Origin of the sequence: Phenylobacterium sp., from assembly GCF_030697925.1 — a bacterium.
Lineage (GTDB): Bacteria > Pseudomonadota > Alphaproteobacteria > Caulobacterales > Caulobacteraceae > Phenylobacterium.
The window spans coordinates 141,760-161,884 of the sequence record NZ_JAUYOJ010000080.1 but is presented as its reverse complement, the minus strand read 5'-3'; the positions used below and the strand labels follow the sequence as shown (position 1 = coordinate 161,884).

Below are 20,125 nucleotides of genomic sequence, written 5' to 3'. Positions count from 1 at the left end.
CGGCGCTGCGGGCCTCGGCGCGGCGGCCTTGGGCGCGGGGGCCTGTCCGGCGGTCGGCGCGGGGGCCGGCCGCGCGACGACGGGCGGCGGGGCGGCCGTGACCCCGACCAGGGCCGCGGGCCGGGTTTCGGGCGGCGGGGGCGGCGGAATGCGGTTCAGCTCGGCGGCGTTGGCGAGCTGCGAGAAGTCCTGGAACAGCAGGATGCGCACATAGTCAACGGGCGAGGCGTCCGAGGCCAGGGCCACGCGCCAGCGGCCGTCCAGCCCCCTGACCGCCACGCCTACCGGCAGTCCGCGCGGCAGCACCCCGCCGTCGCCGGAGGTGACGATCCGGTCGCCCTCCTTCACCGGGTCCTTGCCCCGCAGATATTCCAGCTTCGGATTGGGTCCGCCGTCCCCGGTCAGGATCGAGCGCGCATTGGTCCGGTCGACCATCACCGGCGTGCGCGAGGCGATGTCGGTGAGCAACAGGATACGGCTCGCGCCTTGTGTCACCCCGATGACGCGGCCCACCAGGCCGATCTCGCTCATCACCGGATTGCCGACCTTGATCCCCTTCTCCACCCCGGCGTTGGCCAGGCGGGTGTTGGCGAAGGGGCCGCGCGAGCTGCTCACGGTGCGTGCCGCGGCCATGGGGATGGGCGGATCGGTCTTCAGGCCCAGCAGGGACTTGTAGCGCTCGTTGGTGTCGCGCAGCGCCAGGGCGGCGTCGCGCCATTCCCTGGCCTCGATGAGCTCGGCCTTCAGCTGGCGGTTCTCCGAGACGGCGAAGAAATAGCCCCGGACATAGTCGACGCCGTTGCCGAGCCATTCGGTCGGGGTGGCCAGGGTCTGGGTCACCGGGGCGGCGACGGCGTCGCCCAATTGCCGGGTGGCGCCATAGGCCTCGGTCTGGAAGGTTTCGCGTCGGTCGGAGAGCAGCAGGGTGACGGCCACGACGACGGCCACGACCAGAGCCACCCCCGCTGTCCATGCCAGCGGGACCTTCAGCTCGCCGAACGGATTCTCACGAAAGGCCACCGGAACCTGCTCGCATGCGGCGGGGCGGTCTGCGCCCCGACTCGCGAAGTCTACGCCAGGGTGGACTCAAGAACGCCCTTCATCCACTTCGGATGTTCGAGCACCTTGCCGCACCCCAGGGCGACGCAGGAGAGTGGGTCGTCGGCCACCGTCACCGGCAGGCCGGTATGGTCGCGAATCTCGGCGTCCAGACCGCGAAGCAACGCCCCGCCGCCGGTCAGCATGATGCCCTTGTCGGCGATGTCGGAGGCCAGCTCAGGCGGTGTCGCCTCCAGCGCCATCTTCACCGCGTCGACGATCTGGCTCACCGGCTCGGACAGCGAATCCGAGGCCTGCTTTTCGCTGATGCGCACCTCGCGCGGCACGCCCTGCATCAGGTCGCGGCCCTTGACCTCGATGGAGAGGCCCTCGCCGTCGGCCGGAGCCCGGGCGGTGCCGATCTCCTTCTTGATGCGCTCGGCGGTGGTCTCGCCGATCAGCAGGTTATGGTTGCGGCGCATATAGCTGATGATCGCCTCGTCCATCTTGTCGCCGCCAACCCGGACGGAACGCGAATAGACGATGCCCGACAGGGACAGCACGGCCACCTCGGTGGTGCCGCCGCCGATGTCGACCACCATGGAGCCGGTCGGTTCGTGGATGGGCAGGCCCGCCCCGATGGCCGCGGCCATGGGTTCGTCGATCAGGCCGACGCGGCGTCCGCCGGCGTTCAGGCAGCTGTCGTTGATGGCGCGACGCTCCACCGCCGTGGCGCCGGACGGCACGCAGACGATAACCTTGGGGTTCACGAAGCCCTTGCGGTTGTGGACCTTGCGGATGAAGTACTTGATCATCTCCTCGGCGACTTCGAAGTCGGCGATGACCCCGTCGCGCATGGGACGGATGGCCTCCATGTGGCCGGGCGTGCGGCCCAGCATCTGCTTGGCTTCTATTCCGACGGCGTGGACGACCTTGCGTCCGCCGACGTTGCGAAGCGCCACCACCGACGGCTCATTCAGAACGATGCCCTTGCCCTTCATGTAGATGAGGGTGTTGGCGGTGCCGAGGTCGATGGCGATATCGTTCGAGATGGCGCCGAAGAGGGATGAAAACATGCAGAGCCCTGGGGGGGATGGAAGCGGATGTTGTGTCCGCGGAGTCTAGGGCCTGCCGCCTTACCACGCCATGAATAGGCGCCCGGCCGCTCCAGCCTCCGTTTGCAGGACTGTTTGGCGGTGTGCCCTGCCATTAGGTTCAATTCAAGGCCTAATGACAGGCGTGTGGTTTCGCGCCGCAGGAGAGTAAACAGGCTTCACCAGAGCCAGGCGCCAAAGGCGGAGTGTCGGGAGCCCGACGCGGACCCCGCCGCGCGAAACGGCGCCGCTGTGTCGCTCTGCGGTTACAGCCCTGCGGCGCGGACCGGCCTAGAAGGCTGGACCGTCCCTTCCCTTCGACAGCCCGGCCGCGCGTGAAACGAGATGTCTATCCGTCAGGCCGTCCTGGGCGTCGAGAACGCCAGCTTCTTCTACGGATCCAATAGGGTCTTCGAGGGCGTCTCCTTCCAGCTGGACGACGCGCGCACGGCCCTGGTGGGCGAGAACGGCGCCGGCAAGTCCACCTTGCTGAAATGCCTGCTGGGCGAACTGGTGCTGATGGACGGCCAGATCGTCCGCTCGCGAGGCCTGAAGATCGGCTATGTGCCGCAAGACGTGCCCGAGGGCCTCTCCGACCAGCCCCTGCGCCAGGTGCTGGAAGCCGCCCTCCCCGTCACGGACGGGTCCGAGGACTGGAAGGTCGACGTCCTGCTGGACGAGATCGGCGTCGCGTTCGAGACAGCCGAGCAACCCTTCGGGTCGTTGAGCGGCGGCTGGCAGCGGCTGATGCTGATCGCCGCGGCGGCGCGGCTCTCCGAGCCCGACCTGCTGGTCCTCGACGAACCGACCAACCACCTGGACCTCTCGAACGTCAATGTCCTGGAGGGCTGGCTGGACGAGAACCGCCGCCTGCCCATGCTGATCGTCAGCCACGACCGCGAGTTCCTGCAGCGGACCACCAGCCGGACCCTGTTCCTGCGGGCCGACGGCGCCCACAGCTTCGCCGCGCCCTTCGTCGAGGCGCGCCAGGCCCTGCTTCACCGCGACGCCGCCGACGCCGTGCGCCGCCAGCTTGAAAGCAAGGAGATCGACCGCCTGCAGAAGGTGGCCGCCCGTTACCGCGTCTGGGGCGTCAAGAACGACAAGTTCCACAAGCGGGCCAAGGCCACCGAGAAACGCATCGACCGGATCGAGGCCGAGCGTACCGGCGCCTATTCCGCCCGCGAGCGGAAGCTGGAGCTGGCCGAGGGCGAGATCGAGGCCAAGATCGCCCTGCGGATCGAGAACTACGCCGTCACTGTCCCCGACGGCTCGCGCAAGCTGTTCCACATCGACAAGCTGTCGGTGGCGGTCGGCGACCGCATCGCCCTGCTGGGCGTCAACGGGGCCGGGAAGTCCATGCTGCTCTCGGCCCTGGCGCGGGCCTGGGACCCGGCACTGCGGCACTATGACGGCCAGGCCAGCCTCCGCTTCAACCCGCAAAGCCGGCTGGTCTATTTCGACCAGCGCATGGCCGACCTGCCGCTGAAGGTCAGCTTGGTCGATTACCTGACCTCGGTGGAAGGCGCCACGAACCGCGACGCCAACGCCATGCTGGCCAAGGCGGGCTTCCCCTATCTGCGGATCAAGGGGCCGATCGCTGACCTCAGCCACGGAGAGCGTGCGCGGCTGGTCTTCCTGCGCATGACGCTCGCCAAGCCCAATCTCTACTTGCTGGACGAGCCCACCAACCATCTGGATATAGAGGGCCAGGAGGACTTGGAGGCCCAGCTCGACGGGGCCGACGTCGCCTGCCTGTTCGTCTCCCACGACCGCTACTTCACCCGCGCCGCCGCAACCCGCTTCCTGGAGATCCGCAAGGGCCGGCTACTGGAGGTGGAGGGACCCGACGCGTTCTTCGAGGCGCAGTAGTCAGCGACGCGGCAGGACCGTGAAGCCGTATTTGCGGAACACCGCCGCCGCGCGGGGTCCGCTCATGAAGCTGAGGAACCTGGCCGCGTCAGGGTTCTTGGAGTCCGCCACCAGGGCGGCGGGATAGACGATGGCCGGATGGCTGCCCGACGGGAACAGGCCCACGATGCGCACCTTGGGCTCGAGCCTGGCGTCGGTGTCATAGACCACCCCGAACGGGCTCTCGCCGCGGGCCACATATTGCAGGGCGGTGCGCACGTTCTCGGCCTGGGCGAGCCTGCCCGACACTCCATCCCACGCTCCCAGCGAGGTGAGCGCGGCCTTGGCGTACTTGCCGGCCGGCACCTCCGCACCGGCCACCGCCAGCCGTCCGCCGCCCAGGGCGCGGCCGAGCGGCATGCCGCGCGCGACCCTCAACGAGGCCTTGGAGTCGGCCGGGGCGACCAGGGCCAGGCGGTTGGTCAATAGATCGCGGCGGCTGGCGGCGACGACCAGCCTGCGCTCGGCCAGATAGGTCATCCAGTCCACGTCGGCCGAGACATAGACGTCGGCCGGCGCCCCCTGTTCGATTTGCCGCGCCATGGCCGAGGAGGCCGCATAGGAGAACCGCGCCTGGCCGCCTGTCCTGGCGTATTCGCGCCCGACCTCGTCCAGGGCGTTTTTCAGCGAGGCCGCGGCGAAAACAGTGACCGCGGCGGCCTGGGCGGGGAGTGCGATCAAAACCCAGGCGAACGCGAGGGCGCCCAACATCTTGGAAAACTGCATTCGCCAAGCCTAGCGCGGCTTGGCCGCAGGCGCATCAGCCCAGCGCCGTCATCACCACGCCCACGCCCGTGGCGGTTCCGCCGACGATCTGGCGCAGGCTGAGGCGCTCCTTGAATAGCCGCCGGCCGGCCGCCGCGGCGATCGGCCCCTCGATCACCCCGACGGCGCGCACCTGGCCGGCGGGAGCCAGGGCCAGGGCCGAGAACCAGCAGGCAGAGGCCGCCGTGCCGCAGAGCCCCGCCCCCAGGGACTGACGCCAGGTCCCCATCACCGAGCGCAGGGCCTGGGGCCGAGTCGCCGCCAGTATGCCGCCCAGGACCAGCGACTGCAGGGCCTGGGCCACGCAGAGCGAGGCGGTGGCCGAGTAGATCGGATGGCCGGGCTCGAACGCCACGCCCGCCTGGCGATAGCCGTTCAGCGCCACGGCGAAGGCCAGGCCCGAGGCCAGGCCGAACAGCGAGCCGTTCAGCACGCCGGTCGCCGCGTCGCGTTTCGGCCAGGAGAGGATGAGCAGGCCCGCGGTCGCCGCCGCCAGGCCCAGCCACTGGACGGGGCTCATGCGGTCGCCGAACACCAGGAACCCCATGATGGCGGCCAGCGGCAGGGACGACTGCTGCATGAAGGTGGCCACCGCGAAGCCGGAATGGCGCATGGCCATCAGCAGCGCCGCGGTGGCCGACACCTGGGCGATCGCCCCGGCCACGACGGCGATGGCGAACCGCCAGGACAGGTGCGGCTCGGCCTGGGGCGTGGCGAAGGCCACCACCGCGAAGATCAGCAGCGAGAACGGCAGGCCGAACAGGAACCGCACCAGGGTCGCGCCCCAGGGGCCGGCGTCGCCGACCAGCCCGCGCTGCAGGGCGTTGCGCGCCACCTGCAGCGGCGCGGCCGCCGCCGTCAGTAGGATCCAGAGCATGTCCGTGAAATCCCCCTCATGCCCACAAGTGTCATCCCGGAAAGCGCCCCCGGGTCCGGCATTTGGCCGGCCCGAGGACAAGCTCCACGCTTGTCCGGGACCCATACGCTCAGGGCTATCCGGATGGATCGGTGTCTATGGGACCCGGCCTTCCGATGCATCGCATCTCCAGCCGGGATGACACCTTGAGGTGGGTCTTAGAACCCGCTGGCGATGGCGTCCGGCGCGCTCTTCTCCTTGCGGGCGAAGAGGTTATTGAGCGCGTTGACATAGGCCTTGGCCGAGGCCGTCAGCGTGTCGGTGTCGGCGGCCTGGCCGGTGGCGATCCGGCCGTCCTCTTCGAGCCGCACCGAGACCTGGGCCTGGGCGTCGGTCCCTTCCGTCACCGCGTGCACCTGGAACAGGCGCAGGATGGCGGTGTGTGGCACCGCCTCGTGGATGGCGTTGAACACCGCGTCGACCGGGCCGTCGCCGGTGGCCGAGGCCGCCTTCTCGACGCCGTCGACGGTGACGATCAGTTCAGCCTGCTGCGGACCCTCGGTGCCGGCGATGACCCGCAGGCTCTTGACCTGGATGCGGTCGGAGCCCGACGCCAGGGCGTCGTCCACCAGGGCGACGATGTCGTCGTCGAAGACGTGCTTCTTCTTGTCGGCCAGGTCCTTGAAACGCTGGAAGGCCTCGTTGAGCGCGTTCTGGCCCAGTTCGTAGCCCAGGCTCTTCAGCTTCTCGCGGAAGCCGGCGCGGCCCGCGTGCTTGCCCATGACCAGGTTCGAGGCGCCCTGGCCCACGGTCTCGGGGCTCATGATCTCGTAGGTGCCGCGGTCCTTCAGCATCCCGTCCTGGTGGATGCCGCTCTCATGGGCGAAGGCGTTCTTGCCGACGATCGCCTTGTTGAACTGCACCGGAAAGCCGGTGATCGCCGACACGTAGCGGCTGGCGCGGGTGATGTGCTGGGTCTCGATGCCGGTGAAATAGGGCAGCCGGTCGCCACGGACCTTCAGCGCCATCACCACCTCTTCCAGGGCCGCGTTGCCGGCTCGCTCGCCGATGCCGTTGACCGCCACCTCGACCTGCCGCGCCCCGCCCTGCACCCCGGCCAGGCTGTTGGCGACGGCCAGGCCCAGGTCGTTGTGGCAGTGGGTGGAGAAGATCACCGTGTCGGCGTTCGGCACGTTCTCGATCAGGTCGCGGAACATCTCCGCGTATTCGCTGGGATAGGTGTATCCGACGGTGTCGGGGATGTTGATCGTCTGGGCGCCGGCCTTGATCGCGGCCTCCACGCAGCGGCGCAGGAAGTCCTGCTCGGTGCGGGTGGCGTCCTGGGCCGACCATTCCACGTCGCCGCACAGGTTGCGGGCGTGGCCGACCGACTTGGTGATCATCTCCAGGATGTCTTCCTGGCTGGCTTTCAGGATGTGGTCGCGGTGGCTGGGGCTGGTGGACAGGAAGGTGTGGATGCGGCCGCGCTTGGCCGGGCGGATCGCCTCGGCGCAGCGCTCGATGTCCGCCATGCCGGCGCGAGCCAGGCCGCAGACCGTGCTCTCGGTGACGATCTCGGAGATCTGGCGGACGGCCTCGAAGTCGCCGTTGGAGGCGATGGGGAAGCCCGCCTCGATCACGTCGACGCGCATGTCCTCCAGGATCTTGGCCAGCTCGAGCTTCTCGTCGATGGACATGGAGGCGCCGGGCGACTGCTCGCCGTCGCGCATGGTGGTGTCGAATACGATGACGCGGTCCCGGGAATCGCGGGCGGTGTCGTTGGAAACTTGGGTCATTTGCGAACTCTCTTCGCGGGGCGTTCTAATGGGGGCGGGCGGCGGGTGAAATCCCCTGGGAGCCCGGCCGCGAAGTCGCGCAGCCTAAAGGGAGGCCCAGGGGCGGCTAAGCCCCAGGTCGAGAAGAAGCAGGCTGTGCGATGACGTGCGCATGGCGACTGGCATACCGAAATGCCGGTCGCGCCGCAACAGTCTTGCGCCAGACACGGCCTCAGGCCGCCTCCCGCGCAAGAACCTTCCTGACCGCCGGTCGGTCGTTCATCCGCTGGAAGTGGCGAAAAACCTTCGGAAATTGCGCCATCTCGACCTTGTCGCCCTCCAGCCAGGTGCAGATGGTGAAAAGGTACGGGTCACAGATCGAATAGTCCGCGCCCAACACCCAGGGTCCGTCGTCCGGCAGGTCGGCTTCGATCTGGACGAAGCAGGCGGCCATGGTCTGCGGAACCTTGCGCTTCATCTCGGCGATCGCCGCGGCGCCGTCGGCCCAGCGATAGCCGCGCCGGCCATGCGAATGGGCCACGTGGACGGTCGAGGCGAGGTAGCTGTTGAACGCCTGGGCGCGGGCGAAGGCGAAGGGATCGTCCAGCGGCGCCAGCCTCGCCTGGGGATAGCTCTGGGCGACGAAGGCCAGGATGGCCGGGGTCTCGGTCAGCACGCCCCGGTCGGTGACCAGGGCCGGCACCCGGCCTTTCGGATTGATCGCCAGATATTCGGCATGGTCTGTTCGCCAGCGCCCAGATCCACGCGCACGGCCTGGTAGTCCGCCCCGGCCTCTTCCAGGGCGATATGCGAGGCGAGCGCGCAGGATCCGCGCGAGTGGAAGAGTCTCAGCACTGGGATTATCCTCTCGTTGAGCAGTCGATAGTAGATGATGAGGCTCGCGCCAAGAATGGAGGCCGAGGCTGTTGGCAGGCCTCGGGGTCTCCGGAAATTTCGTCAGACATGGGGGGCCCCAATGACGACCGCAGCCGCTGAGCACTGGAACCGCGTCGACAATTCCGGGCGCGTGAACTGGTGGTCCTCGTCCAAGTGCCAGTCGTACTACAACCAGGCCCTGTGCGGCGAAGCGGCGCTGACCGGCGGCTCGCAGGGCGTGCGCCGGCGCCTGGCCAAGGACTTCCCGGGCCGGGTCTTCGAACGCGCGGTCTCCATCGGCTGCGGCCCCGCCGCGAAGGAGCTGGCCCTCATCGCCGACGGCCTCGTCGGCCATTTCGATCTCTATGAGATCGCGCAGACGCGGATAGACCAGGGTCGGAAGGCGGCGGAGGCGCTCGGCCTTCTCGACCGGATCACCCATCGCTCGGGCGACGTCTTCGGGGCGGAGCGCAAGCCCGAATACGATCTGGTCTATTGGGACCACAGCCTGCACCACATGAGCGACGTGGACGACGCCCTGGCCTGGTCGAAGGCGGTGCTCAAACCCGGCGGAGTGATTGTCATCAACGACTATGTCGGTCCCAACCGGCTGCAGTGGACGCCGACGGAAGTGGCGCGCGCCAACGCCTTCCTGGCCGAGAGCGCCGTCCGCCGCGGCGTGCCGGTCCGCAAGCTCCACCGCTCCAATATCCTGAGCTGGCTGAAGATGTACCGGCGCGACCCCAGCGAGGCGCCGCAGAGCGAGCGCATCCTGGCCGCGGCGCAGCGACACCTGCCCGGGGTCAAGTTCGAGCCGGTCGGAGGGACCTTCCTCAACATCCTGGGCGGCGTCGTTGTCCCGCTGGTGACCGAGGACAGCCCGGTGATCGACGAGATGCTGGCCGCCGACCGGCAGCTCCTCAATGAAGGCTCGGCCCACTTCACCTTCGCGATCTGGAGCGCCTGACCCGCCTCAGTCCTTGCGCGGTCCGCTGATCGCGTCCTCGCGCGATTTCAGCCAGTTGCGCGCGAACCAGCCGATGGCGATCCACAGGACCACGATCAGCACCAACCAGATCACGTGGCCGCCCCCCTGCCCCTTCACCACCTGGACGATGGAGTTCCCGGCGAAGGCGGTCAGCGCGATCTTCGGGACGATGCCCAGGGCGGTCCCGGCGGTGAAGTGGCGCATCCGCATCGGCGTCACCCCCGCGGCCATATTGACCACGATGAAGGGGGCGGAGGGCACCAGCCGCACGATCAGGCTGGCCAGGAAGCCGTTGCGTCCCACTAGGTCCATGAACCGCTGCATGCTCTCGCCCGACAGCGCCTTCAGCGCCCGCGCCCCGGCCAGGCGGCCGACGTGGAAGCCGACCAGGGCCGAGACCATGGTGCCGATCCAGCTATAGGCGAACCCGGTCCAGGCCCCGAAGGCCACCACCGCCGCGGCGATCAGCACGAACTGGGGCACGCCGAGGAAGGCCAGGATGGCGAAGGCCGCCACCGCCGCCGGCAAGGCCCAGGGGCCGTCCGACGCCATGCCCAGCCAGCGCTCGACCGTCGCCTCCCCGTCGAAGCCCAGCACCTGGGCCCCGAACAGGAACACCACGCCCACCCCGCCGAACAGGACGAAGGACACCGCCAGCGTCCGCCAGGCCTTGGCGTCCATTTCGTTGATGAAGCGGAGGATGCGACGCATGCCCTCCCGTCGCCTGTTCGCGCGAAGGGGTCAAGCCAGGCGAGGGCCAGGCAAGATCACCGCGCCGCTCCAGGGGCCGCCCGCCACCGTCATGGGTTCCCGCCGTGGCTTTTCGCAAACGATCGCCCGGAAAGGCCGTTCCGCGGGCCAAGCCGGCTTTGCCTTTGCGCCGCCTTCCGCTAAACCCGCGCCCGTTCCTTTCAACCTGTCCCGGGAGTCTGCCCGCCATGTCGCTCGAATCCGCCGCGCTCGCCCGCGTGAAGCCGTCCGCCACCCTGGCGGCCGACGCGAAAGCTCGTGAGCTGAAGGCGCAGGGCCGGAATGTGATTTCCCTGGCCGCGGGCGAACCCGACTTCGACACGCCGGACAACATCAAGGAAGCCGCCATCAAGGCGATCCGTGACGGCAAGACCAAGTACACCAATGTCGACGGCATCGTTGAGCTGAAGGAAGCCATCGTCGCCAAGTTCCAGCGCGAGAACGGCCTGACCTACAAGACCAGCCAGGTGAACGTCTCGCCGGGCGGCAAGCCGGTGATCTGGAACGCCATGATCTCGACGCTGAACCCCGGCGACGAGGTGGTGATCCCCACGCCCTATTGGGTCAGCTACTGGGACATCGTGCTGCTGGCTGGCGGAACGCCCGTAGCGGCGCCGACCAGCGCGGCGCGCGGCTTCAAGCTGCAACCGGCGGACCTGGACGCCGCCATCACGCCCAAGACCAAGTGGCTGTTCCTGAACTCGCCTTCGAACCCGTCGGGCGCGGCCTATACCAAGGCCGAGCTGCGGGCCCTGGCCGATGTCCTGCTGCGCCATCCTCATGTCTGGATCCTGACCGACGACATGTACGAGCACCTGGTGTTCGGCGACTTCGAGTTCTGGACCATCGCCCAGGTGGAGCCGGCGCTCTACGACCGCACCCTCACCATGAACGGGGTCTCCAAGGCCTACGCCATGACCGGCTGGCGGATCGGCTACGCCGCCGGCCCCGAGCCGCTGATCAAGTCCATGGCCAAGGTCATGAGCCAGACGACCTCCAACCCCTCCTCGATCTCGCAATGGGCGGCGGTCGAGGCGCTGAACGGCACGCAGGAGTTCATCAAACCGAACGCCAAGCTGTTCGAGGGCCGCCGCGACCTGGTGGTCTCGATGCTGAACCAGGCGACCGGCATCGACTGTCCGACGCCCGAGGGCGCCTTCTACGTCTATCCCTCGGTCGAGAAGCTGATCGGCAAGGCTTCGCCCAACGGCAAGGTCATCGGCGACGACCAGGACTTCGCGGTCCAGCTCTTGGAGCAAGAGGGCGTCTCGGTGGTGTTCGGCGCGGCCTTCGGCCTCTCGCCCTTCTTCCGCATCAGCTACGCCACCTCCAACGCGGTGCTGGAAGACGCCTGCACCCGCATCCAGCGCTTCTGCGCCTCGCTGAAATAGGCATCGTCAACAGGGCTTGGCCATATAGGTCGAGCCCTTGACGACTACTTCGCCCGCGACGCCGCAGAACCGCGGCGTGCGCTCGCGTTGGCTGGTCGCGTTGTCCAGCAGGAAGCCGCCGGCGTCGATCGGCTGGCCGGCCGCCGGGACGGCGACCTCGAAATGGACGTGGTCGAGCATGGCGCAGCCCACCGCGCCCTCGAAGCCCAGGAACCGCCCGGCCTCCACGGCGCCGCCGACCCGGAGCTTGGCGGTCCCATGCACCGAGCCTTGGGTGAGGTGGGAATAGTTGGTCCACTCCCCGTTCGGATGGGCGATCCAGACATAGTTGTTCCGGCAGTCCTCCGCTGCGCGTCCGGACTGCTGCTCGGCGAAGCTGTCCTGGATGGCGACGATCCGCCCCGCGGCTGCGGCGACCACGCGGTAAGGGCCCGCCCCGCCTGTCCCGAACAGGTCCAGTCGTCCGACCGGCCGATGGCTCAGGGCGTCGTCGAACACCTTCACCTGGGCGCCGGTTTCGTAAGGCAGGCGATAGAGGCCTTCGCTCGCCGGCGGCGGATCGGCCGCGTTCGCCGACGTCGCCACGAGAAGACTGGCCGCCAGTGAACAGGCGAGACGAAAACCGATCATGCGCAATTCCGGACAGGAGAACGGGCCGAAGCCCAGGGCTTCGCCCCGTCTTATCCTCAGGCCTGGGCCTGGCAAGGGCTCGCGGCTCTAGTGCTTCTCGCGCCAGCTGGCCTTGGCGGCGTCTTCGGTGAGGTTCAGCCGCACCTTGTCCTCTTCGACATCGTCGACCCAGGTCATCGGGATCAGGTGGTGCTTGAGGCCGGCGCCCAGGTCCAGCTTGGCCAGTTCGATCTCGTCGCCCAGCACATGGTCGACCCGTCCGACATGGCCGCCGTCCGAGCCGATCACTTCCATATGTTCGCGGATAAGCGAAGCTTGGATCATGGCTTTCTCCTGATTGCTGTGTGGAAGCCAAACACGCGAACCTCGCATCCTGTTTCGCCGAAAGTTGCGCGGCGAACGATGTTCTGTTTATGTTCACGCCGCACTGATTCCTGCCTCTGAAGGACGCCGCCCCGTGCTGACCTTGTTCCACGCCCCGAAATCGCGCTCGACCCGGATGATCTGGCTGCTGGAGGAGCTGGGCGCGCCCTATGAGGTGAAGGTCGTCGACATCGCCCGCCGCGACGGGGTCGGCGCCAAGGATCCGGCCAATCCTCATCCGCACAAACAGGTGCCCGCCCTGCTGGACGATGGGGTGCTGATCAGCGAGTCCGTCGCCATCGCCCTCTATCTCACCGACAAGTTCCCGGCTGCCGGGATCGGGCCGGTGGTGGGAGATCCCCTGCGCGGCTCCTATCTCACCTGGCTCGCCTACTATGCCGGGGTGCTGGAGCCGGTGATCAGCGCCCATTTCGAGGGCCGCACCGCCACCGATCCGATGAAGGCTCAGTACGAGGCCCTGGACGCGCGGCTCAAGAGCGCCCTCGAGGCCACTCCCTATCTGCTGGGTGAGGCCTTCAGCGCCGCCGACATCGTGTTCGCCAGCCTGCTGCAGTTCGCCCGCGAAATGCTGCCGGCTCACGCCGTCTATGACGAGTGGCTTGGGCGGCTCAACGCCCGTCCGGCCCTCGCGCGGGCCATGGCCAAGGACGCCGGCTGATGGCCGAGGTCGTGAACTTCAACAAGGCCAGGAAGGCCAAGGTCCGCGATCAGGACCGCGTCCAGGCGGCGCGCAACCGCGCGGCCTTCGGCCGGCCGAAGGCCGAGAAGGCGCTCACCAAGGCGCAAGGTGAAAAGGCCGACCGCGCCCTGGACGGCGCCAAGCGCGAGGACTGATGCCTACATCTGGCCGGGAACGGCGGCGTCGCGAGCTTCCGGCGGAATGGACTCGTAGATCGTCGGCGGGGTGATCCCCAGTCGGCGGCGGGCGGCTTCGAGCGGCTCGTTCAGCAGGCGCTCATAGTCCTCGCCCAGCAGCCAGGCGCTGGCCTTGCCGCGCTGATAGCCCTGCCAAATCGCCTTGCCGTAGGGATGGTCGCCCCCACGCGAGCGGATTGTGGCGCCGACCGCCATCAGGGCCCAGCCCAGGCTCTTGGTCTGGGCGTAGGAGAAGGCCACTAGGCAGGCCTCGCCCAGGCCGTCGCGATGATAGCCGGACAGGATGTGCCAGATGTCGTGGACGTCGCGGGTGCGGCGGCCGAACCAGGCATGGGGATGGCGCACGTCGATGTCGTTGCTCTTGACCCGGCTGATCTCGGCCAAACCCTCGGCCGACAGCTGCTCGCTACGGATGAACTCGCAATAGGCCGCCCCCACCGTGCCGGGCGCGAAGGCGTCCAGCCAGGCGTCGTCCATCAGCTTGTCGATGAGCTCGACCCGCTCATAGGCCAGACGGCCACCCTGGGGCGTGGTCAGCAGGCGCTCATAGCCCTTGGCGCTCGAGTTCCCGGTGAGCGCACGCATGATCTCGAAAACCTGGCCGGTATCTTCCTTGTCGTTTAGCAGGCGCTGCAACGCCTTCAGCGCCACGCCCCACTGGAGCTTGGGCCTTGGCATCGGCGTCGTGGCCGGATCGGCCTGGCGCTGATAGCGGACGTCGAAGGAGTCGGCGGTCATGGCCATTGGGAGCAGCCTCTACAAAACAGCGTTCGGATTAAAGATGACGCCAGCGTCACCTTTTTGCAAGAGGCAATGCGGCGTCCGGGCTCCGCAGTTGCGTTGAGGCCTCGCCTTGCCCCACAAGGGCGATCATGCCGCGCCTTCGTAAACGTTCCATCCTGCTGTCCGGCCACGCCACCTCGCTGGCGCTGGAGCCGGAGTTCTGGGAGGTGCTGGACGAACTGGCGCGAGCCGACGGCCTAAGCCTGGCGGCCCTGATCGCTCGCATCGATGAAGGCCGCGGCGAACGGCCCCTCGCCTCGGCCTGCCGGGTCGCGGCCCTGGCCTTCGCGCGACGCTAGATCGCCGGCTTCACGTCGGGGAGAGGCGCAGGCTTGGGCGCCGTGGGCACGATCACGTCGGGGGTCGGCGGTCCCATCCCTGCTCCCGGAGGATTGACGGCGCGCAGCGCCACCATGAAGCCGAGCACGACCAGGAAGCCCAGCACCACCCAGATGATCAACGGGATCGGCTTGGATTCGCGGGGCCCCTCGTCGTCCATCGGCTATTTGGGCGTTGGAATGGGCGCGTCGGGTAGTTTGGGCGCGTCGGGGATCGGCGGCGCCTTGGGCAGATTCACATCCACCTCGACGCTGCTGGGGATCTGGGGCTTCGACAGGCCGCCACCCGAATAGACGACGAAGGCGATGACGACGACCGCCACGACCAGCCCGCCGACCAGGAAGGCGAGCCAGGGGGGCGAAGACTTGGATTCGGCAGCCATGTCTTCCTCCTGGGTGTCACAGCAAAGCTGCGAGAGAAACGAACCGCATTCGGAGGGGTTCCGGGACTTAAGCCGGCCGGCGTCTGTGCTACATATGTTCCGATGTCGTCCTTTGAATCAGCTCCCCTGCCCGCGCAACGCGTCAGCGACCTGGCCCGGGTCAGCGGCCCCGACTATCTCGAGGGCCTTAATCCCGAACAGCGCGCGGCGGTGGAGGCCACCGACGGGCCGGTCCTGGTGCTGGCCGGAGCCGGCACCGGCAAAACCCGGGTGCTCACCACGCGGCTCGCCCACATCCTGGCCACCGGCAAGGCCAGGCCCTGGGAGCTGCTGGCCGTCACCTTCACCAACAAGGCCGCGCGCGAGATGCGCGAGCGGATCACCCACATCATCGGCCCTCAGGCCGAGGGCCTGCGCTGGCTGGGCACCTTCCACTCCGTGGCCGCCCAGATCCTGCGGCGACACGCCGACCTGGTCGGGCTGAAGTCGAACTACACGATCATCGACAACGACGATCAGGAGCGGCTGATCAAGCAGGTGCTGGAGGCCGAGAACATCGACCCCAAGCGCTGGACGCCCAAGACGCTCGCCGGGATGATCGATCACTGGAAGAACCGCGGCTGGACTCCCGAGCGCCTCCCGCCCGGCGAGGGCGCGGAGTTCGGCCCCAACAAGGGCCAGAGGCTCTACCAGCTCTACCAGGACCGGCTGCGGGTGCTGAACGCCTGCGACTTCGGCGACCTGCTGCTGCACAACCTGACCATCTTCATGAACCACGCCGACGTGCTGGCCGAGTTCCACGACCGCTTCAAATACATCCTGGTCGACGAGTATCAGGACACCAATGTCGCCCAGTACCTGTGGCTGCGGCTGCTGGCCCAGAAGCGCCAGAACGTCTGCTGCGTGGGCGACGACGACCAGTCGATCTATGGCTGGCGCGGGGCCGAGGTGGACAACATCCTGCGCTTCGAGCGCGACTTCCCGGGCGCCACGGTGATCCGTCTGGAGCGCAACTACCGCTCCACCAGCCACATCCTGGCCGCAGCCTCGGGCCTGATCAGCACCAACAAGGGCCGCCTGGGCAAGACCCTGTGGACCCAGGCCAACGACGGCGAGAAGGTCGTGGTGCGCGGGGTCTGGGACGGCGAGGCCGAGAGCCGGCTGATCGCCGAGGAGATCGAGCGCGCCAGGAAGGGCGGCACGGAGAAGGAGCCCCGCAAGTTCCGCGACATGGCCATCCTCGTTCGCGCTTCCTTCCAGATGCGCGCCTTCGAGGACCGGTTCATCCTGCTCCAGATCCCCTATGTGGTGATCGGCGGCCCGCGGTTCTTCGAGCGCGCCGAGATCCGCGACGTCCACGCCTACCTCAGGCTGATCCAGTCGCCCGACGACGACCTGGCCTTCGAACGGATCGTCAATGTCCCCAAGCGCGGCATCGGCGGAACCACGGTCCAGAAGCTGCTGCAGATGGCCCGGGTCGCCGGCATTCCCGTGATGGAGGCCGCCCGCCAGGTGGTCCGCACCGACGAACTGGCCGCCCGCACCCGCACAGCCCTGTCGAACTTCCTGCGCGATATGGATCGCTGGCGGATGCTGGCCGGCGAGACGCCCCACCCGCGCCTGACCGAGCAGGTGCTGGAGGAGAGCGGCTATACCGACGCGCTGCGGCTGGACAAGACGCCCACCGCCCAGGGCCGGTTGGAGAACCTGAAGGAACTGGTCCAGGCCATGGGCGCCCACGAGACCCTCGAGGCCTATCTGGAACACGTCTCCCTGGTGATGGAGCTGGATCGTGGGCCGCAGGCGGACTCGGTGCAGATCATGACCCTGCACTCCGCCAAGGGCCTGGAATTCCCCCTGGTCTTCCTGCCCGGCTGGGAAGAAGGCGTCTTCCCCTCCCAACGCAGCATGGACGAGAAGGGCGAGAAGGGCCTCGAGGAGGAACGCCGCCTGGCCTATGTGGGCATCACCCGCGCCCGCGAAGAGGCTCGCATCTCCTTCGCAGCCAACCGCCAGGTCTATGGCCGCTGGACCAGCCAGCTCCCCAGCCGCTTCGTCGACGAACTGCCCCTGGCCAATGTCGAGGCGACGTCGGAGACCGGCTATTACGGCGGCGGTCCGGGCATGCAGCAGCACGGCAGCCGCTGGGACGAGACCCCCGGCTTCGGGGCTGGCTACACCTCCCCCGGCTGGAAGCGCGCCCAGGAGCGCAACTACCACGGCAGCCATCCGGGCCGCGGCGCGGTGATCGAGGGCGAGGGCCGGCTGATCGCCGTCTCCGACGCCTCGGCCGCCAGCGTCTACAAGCGCGGCGACCGGGTCTTCCACCTGAAGTTCGGCTACGGCGCTGTGAAGAGCGTCGACGGCAACAAGCTCACCGTCGCCTTTGACAAGGCGGGTGAGAAGAAGGTGATCGACTCGTTCGTGGAGAAGGGCTGACGATTTTCTTCGTGCGCCGAGCGCGGAAGGCCTCCAAGGTGAAGCCTCATTGCGCCAGCCACCCGAGGGAAATTGATGCCCCAGATCACCGCCAACGGCATTCCGCTGCACTATGAGCTCCACGGTCCCGAGACCGGCGAGCCGCTGCTGCTGATCATGGGCCTGGGCGCCCAGATGACCCGCTGGCCGCCAGCCTTGGTGGCCGAGCTGGCGGCGCGGGGTTACCGGGTGGTCCAGTACGACAACCGCGACGTGGGCCTGTCGCACAAGCTCGATGAAGCCGGCGCCCCGGACATGCAGGAGGTCTACAAGGCCTTGATGTCGGGCCAGAAGCCGCCGGTCGCCTACATCCTCTCCGACATGGCCGCCGACGGGGTCGGGCTGATGGACGCGCTCGGCTTCGAGCGCGCCCACATCGTCGGCGCCTCCATGGGCGGGATGATCGCCCAGATGATCGCCGCCGAGCATCCGAGCCGGGTGCTGTCCCTGACCTCGATCATGTCGACGACCGGCAACCCGTCCCTGCCCCCGGCCAAGCCCGAGGCCATGGAGCGGCTGACCCAGCGGGGACCAAGCCCGCTGGAGGATCTGGAAGGTTTCCTCGACTACGGGATCGCCGGAGCCCGGATCATGAACGGGCCCAACTACCAGGCCGACGAGGCCGAACTGCGCGCCAGCATGAAGTCCGACTTCGAGCGCTCGTTCCATCCGGTGGGGTTCGCCCGGCAGATGGCCGCCGTGGTGGCCAGCGGCGACCGCCGGGCGGCGCTCGCCACGATCACCGCCCCCACCGTGGTGGTCCACGGCGCCGACGATCCCCTGGTGCCGCCCACCGGCGGCGAGGACACCCACGCGACCATTCCGGGCTCGGAGCTGCACATCTTGCCGAACATGGGCCACAACCTGCCCAAGCCGCTGATCGGGACCCTCTGCGACCTGATCGAGCGGGCCACGGCGCGGGCCCGGGCCGCCGCCTAGGTCTTCCGGCCCTTCATCAGCCGGGCGGCGAGCAGGCCGATCCCGGCGATGACCGCCACCCCAGCCCCGATCAGAGCCATGCCGCCGACGCCGCGATGGGCCTCGACGACGGGAGGCGCGTCCACGGGCGGCGGTGGCAGGCCCGCGGTAGGGTCGCGGTGGAAGGTCACCGTGCCGTCGGCGCGATCCAAGTCTCCGGCCCGCCAGCCTTGATCGAGCCAGGCGCGGTGGTGCGGCTTGTCGCTGGCCCCGCCCCACCAGGCGGCCTGCTGGGCCGCCTTGGGCAAGGGAAAGCCCAGCACCGCCTCGATCTCGGCCAGGGTCGGGCGCCACTGGTCGGCGGTTTCGCGCGCCAGGCGTTCGGACAGGGGAAGGTACTTGCTCATGACGCCTCCTCTACACCCAACCAGCCTCGCCTCGCGAGCCTGTGAGGCGAAGCGGCTTGAACCAAGGCCGCGATTGGGCGCTTGCTAGATGACATGATCCTCTCGATCACCCGTTCGGAGCTGGCGGCCGCGATCGGCGTGGTCGCGTTCGCGCTCGCCGGGATCGGCGCCGGCCTGGCGATCAAGCCCGCCGCGCGCGAGCTGATCGGCCCCGAGGGGCCGCAGACCGTGGCCCCGGTCTCCGGCCAACGGATCCAGGCGACCAGCGGCTCGGCCTTCGCCAACTACAAATACGGCATACCGGACTATGTGATCGGCACCGATTGGCTGCAGCCCGACCTCCCCGAGGAGGCTCCGGCCGCCGAGGTCGAGGCCTACGAACCGCCGCCCTACGTCCCGCAGCGCTTCATCTCGGTCCCCGACCGGGCGCCGGCCCCCGACTACGCCCCGCCGCCACGGCGCTATCCGTCGATCGGCGGGGATATCTACGCCGTCGCGCCCGACGCGCCGGAGCCGCAGCAGCCGCCCGAACCCCCTGAGCCTCCGGAAGCCCCCGAGCGGCCGCCGGCCTGAAGCCCCCTCGCCTTTCGAGCCCTGGCGCTCTAAAGGGCGCGGATGACCGAAGACGCCGTCCAGATCATCGCCCGCGGCCCCCGCGCCATCGCCGAAGCCGCCGCCGAGGCGATCGATGTCGACCTGATGCTGGAAGGCGTCACCTATTCCATCCTGGAAGAGGACGAGGACCACGACGTCTGGCGGATCGACGCCTTCCCCACCTCGACCGAGGAGGCCGATGGCCTGGTCGCCGCCCTGGCCAGGTTCCCCAAGCTCAAGACCCTGGTCGAGAAGCTGGCCGACGCCGACTGGCTGGCCATGGCCCTGTCGGGACTGCCGCCGGTCCGCGCCGGCCGGTTCTTCGTGTTCGGCGCTCACGACACCGGCCGGGCGCCGGTCAATGCCGTCAATCTGCGGATCGAGGCCGGGGCCGCCTTTGGCACCGGCCACCATGGCACCACCGTCGGCTGCCTGTTCGCCTATGACCAGCTCATCAAGGCGCGGCGCTTCGAGCGAGTGCTGGACGTCGGCGCCGGCACCGGGGTTCTGGCCATCGCCGCGGCGCGCACCGGCAGCCGCAAGGCGGTCGGAACCGACATCGACGCCCCCTCGGTGCGGATCTCCCGCGAGAACGCCAAGCTGAACCAGGCCGACGCCCGCTTCGTCCACGCCTCGGGCCTGGGCCACCGGCTGGTGCGCGAGGCCGCGCCCTACGACCTGGTGTTCGCCAACATCCTTGCCGCGCCCCTCGTGGCCCTGTCGCAGGATATCAAGGGCGCGCTGAAGCCCGGTGGGACCGCGATCCTCTCGGGCCTGCTGCGCACCCAGGAGCGCCGGGTGTTCGCGGCCTACCGCTCGCGCGGGTTCCGCCTGCATCGGCGCATCCACCGCGACGCCTGGGCCACCCTGGTGCTGCGCCGGGCCTAAAG

The 20,125-nt window shown here is 68.6% G+C and carries 23 protein-coding genes and 1 pseudogene; 10 read left to right on the top strand and 14 right to left on the bottom strand.

All coding sequences use genetic code 11. From position 1 onward, the window contains the following. The coding region (gene mreC / locus Q8Q88_RS08020; RefSeq protein WP_305674670.1) for a rod shape-determining protein MreC at positions 1 to 1,020 on the bottom strand (1,020 nt) is incomplete at its 3' end. A gap of 50 nt (positions 1,021 to 1,070) precedes the next feature. Beyond that, positions 1,071 to 2,114, bottom strand: a complete 1,044-nt coding sequence (locus Q8Q88_RS08015) for a rod shape-determining protein (RefSeq protein WP_056732529.1) — start codon at positions 2,112 to 2,114, stop codon at positions 1,071 to 1,073. Between the two features lie 363 nt (positions 2,115 to 2,477). Between Q8Q88_RS08015 and Q8Q88_RS08010 the strand changes: the two genes are divergently transcribed. Continuing rightward, a complete protein-coding gene (locus Q8Q88_RS08010; protein WP_305674669.1) occupies positions 2,478 to 4,004 on the top strand; it encodes an ABC-F family ATP-binding cassette domain-containing protein in 1,527 nt (508 codons plus the stop codon). Here the strand turns inward: Q8Q88_RS08010 and modA are convergent, their stop codons facing one another. The 5 genes and pseudogenes from modA to Q8Q88_RS07985 all read right to left on the bottom strand — a co-directional run. Then, complete coding sequence (modA, locus tag Q8Q88_RS08005) at positions 4,005 to 4,769, bottom strand: molybdate ABC transporter substrate-binding protein (protein WP_305674668.1); 765 nt, start codon at positions 4,767 to 4,769, stop codon at positions 4,005 to 4,007. A gap of 34 nt (positions 4,770 to 4,803) precedes the next feature. Continuing rightward, a complete protein-coding gene (locus Q8Q88_RS08000) occupies positions 4,804 to 5,685 on the bottom strand; it encodes a DMT family transporter (protein WP_305674667.1) in 882 nt (293 codons plus the stop codon). 197 nt (positions 5,686 to 5,882) lie between these two features. Then, positions 5,883 to 7,460: a 2-isopropylmalate synthase gene (locus Q8Q88_RS07995; protein ID WP_305674666.1), complete on the bottom strand. Its 1,578-nt coding sequence runs from the start codon at positions 7,458 to 7,460 to the stop codon at positions 5,883 to 5,885. 211 nt (positions 7,461 to 7,671) lie between these two features. Continuing rightward, positions 7,672 to 8,142 carry a glutathione S-transferase family protein gene (locus Q8Q88_RS07990; protein ID WP_305674676.1) on the bottom strand — a complete coding sequence of 157 codons (471 nt, stop codon included), beginning with the start codon at positions 8,140 to 8,142 and terminating at the stop codon, positions 7,672 to 7,674. After that, a pseudogene (locus tag Q8Q88_RS07985) lies at positions 8,137 to 8,294 on the bottom strand (glutathione S-transferase); the annotation flags it as partial. The gene Q8Q88_RS07990 and the pseudogene Q8Q88_RS07985, both read right to left, overlap by 6 nt. Before the next feature lie 121 nt (positions 8,295 to 8,415). Between Q8Q88_RS07985 and Q8Q88_RS07980 the strand changes: the two are divergent. Further along, positions 8,416 to 9,282 carry a class I SAM-dependent methyltransferase gene (locus Q8Q88_RS07980; RefSeq protein ID WP_305674665.1) on the top strand — a complete coding sequence of 289 codons (867 nt, stop codon included), beginning with the start codon at positions 8,416 to 8,418 and terminating at the stop codon, positions 9,280 to 9,282. A gap of 6 nt (positions 9,283 to 9,288) precedes the next feature. Here Q8Q88_RS07980 and Q8Q88_RS07975 read toward each other — a convergent pair whose 3' ends face one another. Beyond that, positions 9,289 to 10,014: a TVP38/TMEM64 family protein gene (locus Q8Q88_RS07975; protein WP_305674664.1), complete on the bottom strand. Its 726-nt coding sequence runs from the start codon at positions 10,012 to 10,014 to the stop codon at positions 9,289 to 9,291. Positions 10,015 to 10,241: 227 nt separating this feature from the next. On the opposite strand from Q8Q88_RS07975, the gene Q8Q88_RS07970 reads away from it, so the two are divergent. After that, complete coding sequence (locus Q8Q88_RS07970) at positions 10,242 to 11,444, top strand: pyridoxal phosphate-dependent aminotransferase (RefSeq protein ID WP_305674663.1); 1,203 nt, start codon at positions 10,242 to 10,244, stop codon at positions 11,442 to 11,444. Between the two features lie 6 nt (positions 11,445 to 11,450). Here the strand turns inward: Q8Q88_RS07970 and Q8Q88_RS07965 are convergent, their stop codons facing one another. Both Q8Q88_RS07965 and Q8Q88_RS07960 read right to left on the bottom strand, forming a co-directional pair. Then, complete coding sequence (locus Q8Q88_RS07965) at positions 11,451 to 12,074, bottom strand: M23 family metallopeptidase (protein ID WP_305674662.1); 624 nt, start codon at positions 12,072 to 12,074, stop codon at positions 11,451 to 11,453. Positions 12,075 to 12,161: 87 nt separating this feature from the next. After that, positions 12,162 to 12,398 carry a DUF2171 domain-containing protein gene (locus Q8Q88_RS07960; protein ID WP_305674661.1) on the bottom strand — a complete coding sequence of 79 codons (237 nt, stop codon included), beginning with the start codon at positions 12,396 to 12,398 and terminating at the stop codon, positions 12,162 to 12,164. A 133-nt stretch (positions 12,399 to 12,531) separates the two neighbouring features. Between Q8Q88_RS07960 and Q8Q88_RS07955 the strand changes: the two genes are divergently transcribed. Both Q8Q88_RS07955 and Q8Q88_RS07950 read left to right on the top strand, forming a co-directional pair. Continuing rightward, entirely contained in the window at positions 12,532 to 13,116 is a 585-nt protein-coding gene (locus Q8Q88_RS07955; protein WP_305674660.1) for a glutathione S-transferase family protein, read from the top strand. Further along, a complete protein-coding gene (locus tag Q8Q88_RS07950; RefSeq protein WP_305674659.1) occupies positions 13,116 to 13,292 on the top strand; it encodes a DUF4169 family protein in 177 nt (58 codons plus the stop codon). Before Q8Q88_RS07955 ends, Q8Q88_RS07950 begins: the two co-directional genes overlap by 1 nt. Positions 13,293 to 13,295: 3 nt before the next feature. Here Q8Q88_RS07950 and Q8Q88_RS07945 read toward each other — a convergent pair whose 3' ends face one another. After that, positions 13,296 to 14,078 carry a Coq4 family protein gene (locus Q8Q88_RS07945; RefSeq protein WP_305674658.1) on the bottom strand — a complete coding sequence of 261 codons (783 nt, stop codon included), beginning with the start codon at positions 14,076 to 14,078 and terminating at the stop codon, positions 13,296 to 13,298. A 128-nt stretch (positions 14,079 to 14,206) separates the two neighbouring features. Between Q8Q88_RS07945 and Q8Q88_RS07940 the strand changes: the two genes are divergently transcribed. After that, positions 14,207 to 14,416 (top strand): ribbon-helix-helix domain-containing protein, encoded by a 210-nt coding sequence (locus tag Q8Q88_RS07940; protein ID WP_305674657.1) that lies wholly within the window; start codon positions 14,207 to 14,209, stop codon positions 14,414 to 14,416. On the opposite strand, the gene Q8Q88_RS07935 is transcribed toward Q8Q88_RS07940, so the two are convergent. Beyond that, entirely contained in the window at positions 14,413 to 14,616 is a 204-nt protein-coding gene (locus Q8Q88_RS07935; protein ID WP_305674656.1) for a hypothetical protein, read from the bottom strand. The genes Q8Q88_RS07940 and Q8Q88_RS07935 overlap by 4 nt on opposite strands. 3 nt (positions 14,617 to 14,619) lie before the next feature. Continuing rightward, positions 14,620 to 14,838, bottom strand: a complete 219-nt coding sequence (locus Q8Q88_RS07930) for a hypothetical protein (protein WP_305674655.1) — start codon at positions 14,836 to 14,838, stop codon at positions 14,620 to 14,622. A gap of 102 nt (positions 14,839 to 14,940) precedes the next feature. Between Q8Q88_RS07930 and Q8Q88_RS07925 the strand changes: the two genes are divergently transcribed. Both Q8Q88_RS07925 and Q8Q88_RS07920 read left to right on the top strand, forming a co-directional pair. Further along, positions 14,941 to 17,277 carry an ATP-dependent helicase gene (locus tag Q8Q88_RS07925; RefSeq protein ID WP_305674654.1) on the top strand — a complete coding sequence of 779 codons (2,337 nt, stop codon included), beginning with the start codon at positions 14,941 to 14,943 and terminating at the stop codon, positions 17,275 to 17,277. 75 nt (positions 17,278 to 17,352) lie between these two features. Continuing rightward, positions 17,353 to 18,255, top strand: a complete 903-nt coding sequence (locus Q8Q88_RS07920) for an alpha/beta fold hydrolase (protein ID WP_305674653.1) — start codon at positions 17,353 to 17,355, stop codon at positions 18,253 to 18,255. On the opposite strand, the gene Q8Q88_RS07915 is transcribed toward Q8Q88_RS07920, so the two are convergent. After that, entirely contained in the window at positions 18,252 to 18,641 is a 390-nt protein-coding gene (locus Q8Q88_RS07915) for a hypothetical protein (protein ID WP_305674652.1), read from the bottom strand. The two genes, Q8Q88_RS07920 and Q8Q88_RS07915, sit on opposite strands and share 4 nt — an antisense overlap. A gap of 93 nt (positions 18,642 to 18,734) precedes the next feature. Here Q8Q88_RS07915 and Q8Q88_RS07910 point away from each other — a divergent pair, with 93 nt between their 5' ends. Both Q8Q88_RS07910 and Q8Q88_RS07905 read left to right on the top strand, forming a co-directional pair. After that, complete coding sequence (locus Q8Q88_RS07910) at positions 18,735 to 19,214, top strand: hypothetical protein (protein ID WP_305674651.1); 480 nt, start codon at positions 18,735 to 18,737, stop codon at positions 19,212 to 19,214. Positions 19,215 to 19,256: 42 nt separating this feature from the next. Next, entirely contained in the window at positions 19,257 to 20,123 is an 867-nt protein-coding gene (locus Q8Q88_RS07905) for a 50S ribosomal protein L11 methyltransferase (RefSeq protein ID WP_305674650.1), read from the top strand. Positions 20,124 to 20,125 lie beyond the last annotated feature (2 nt).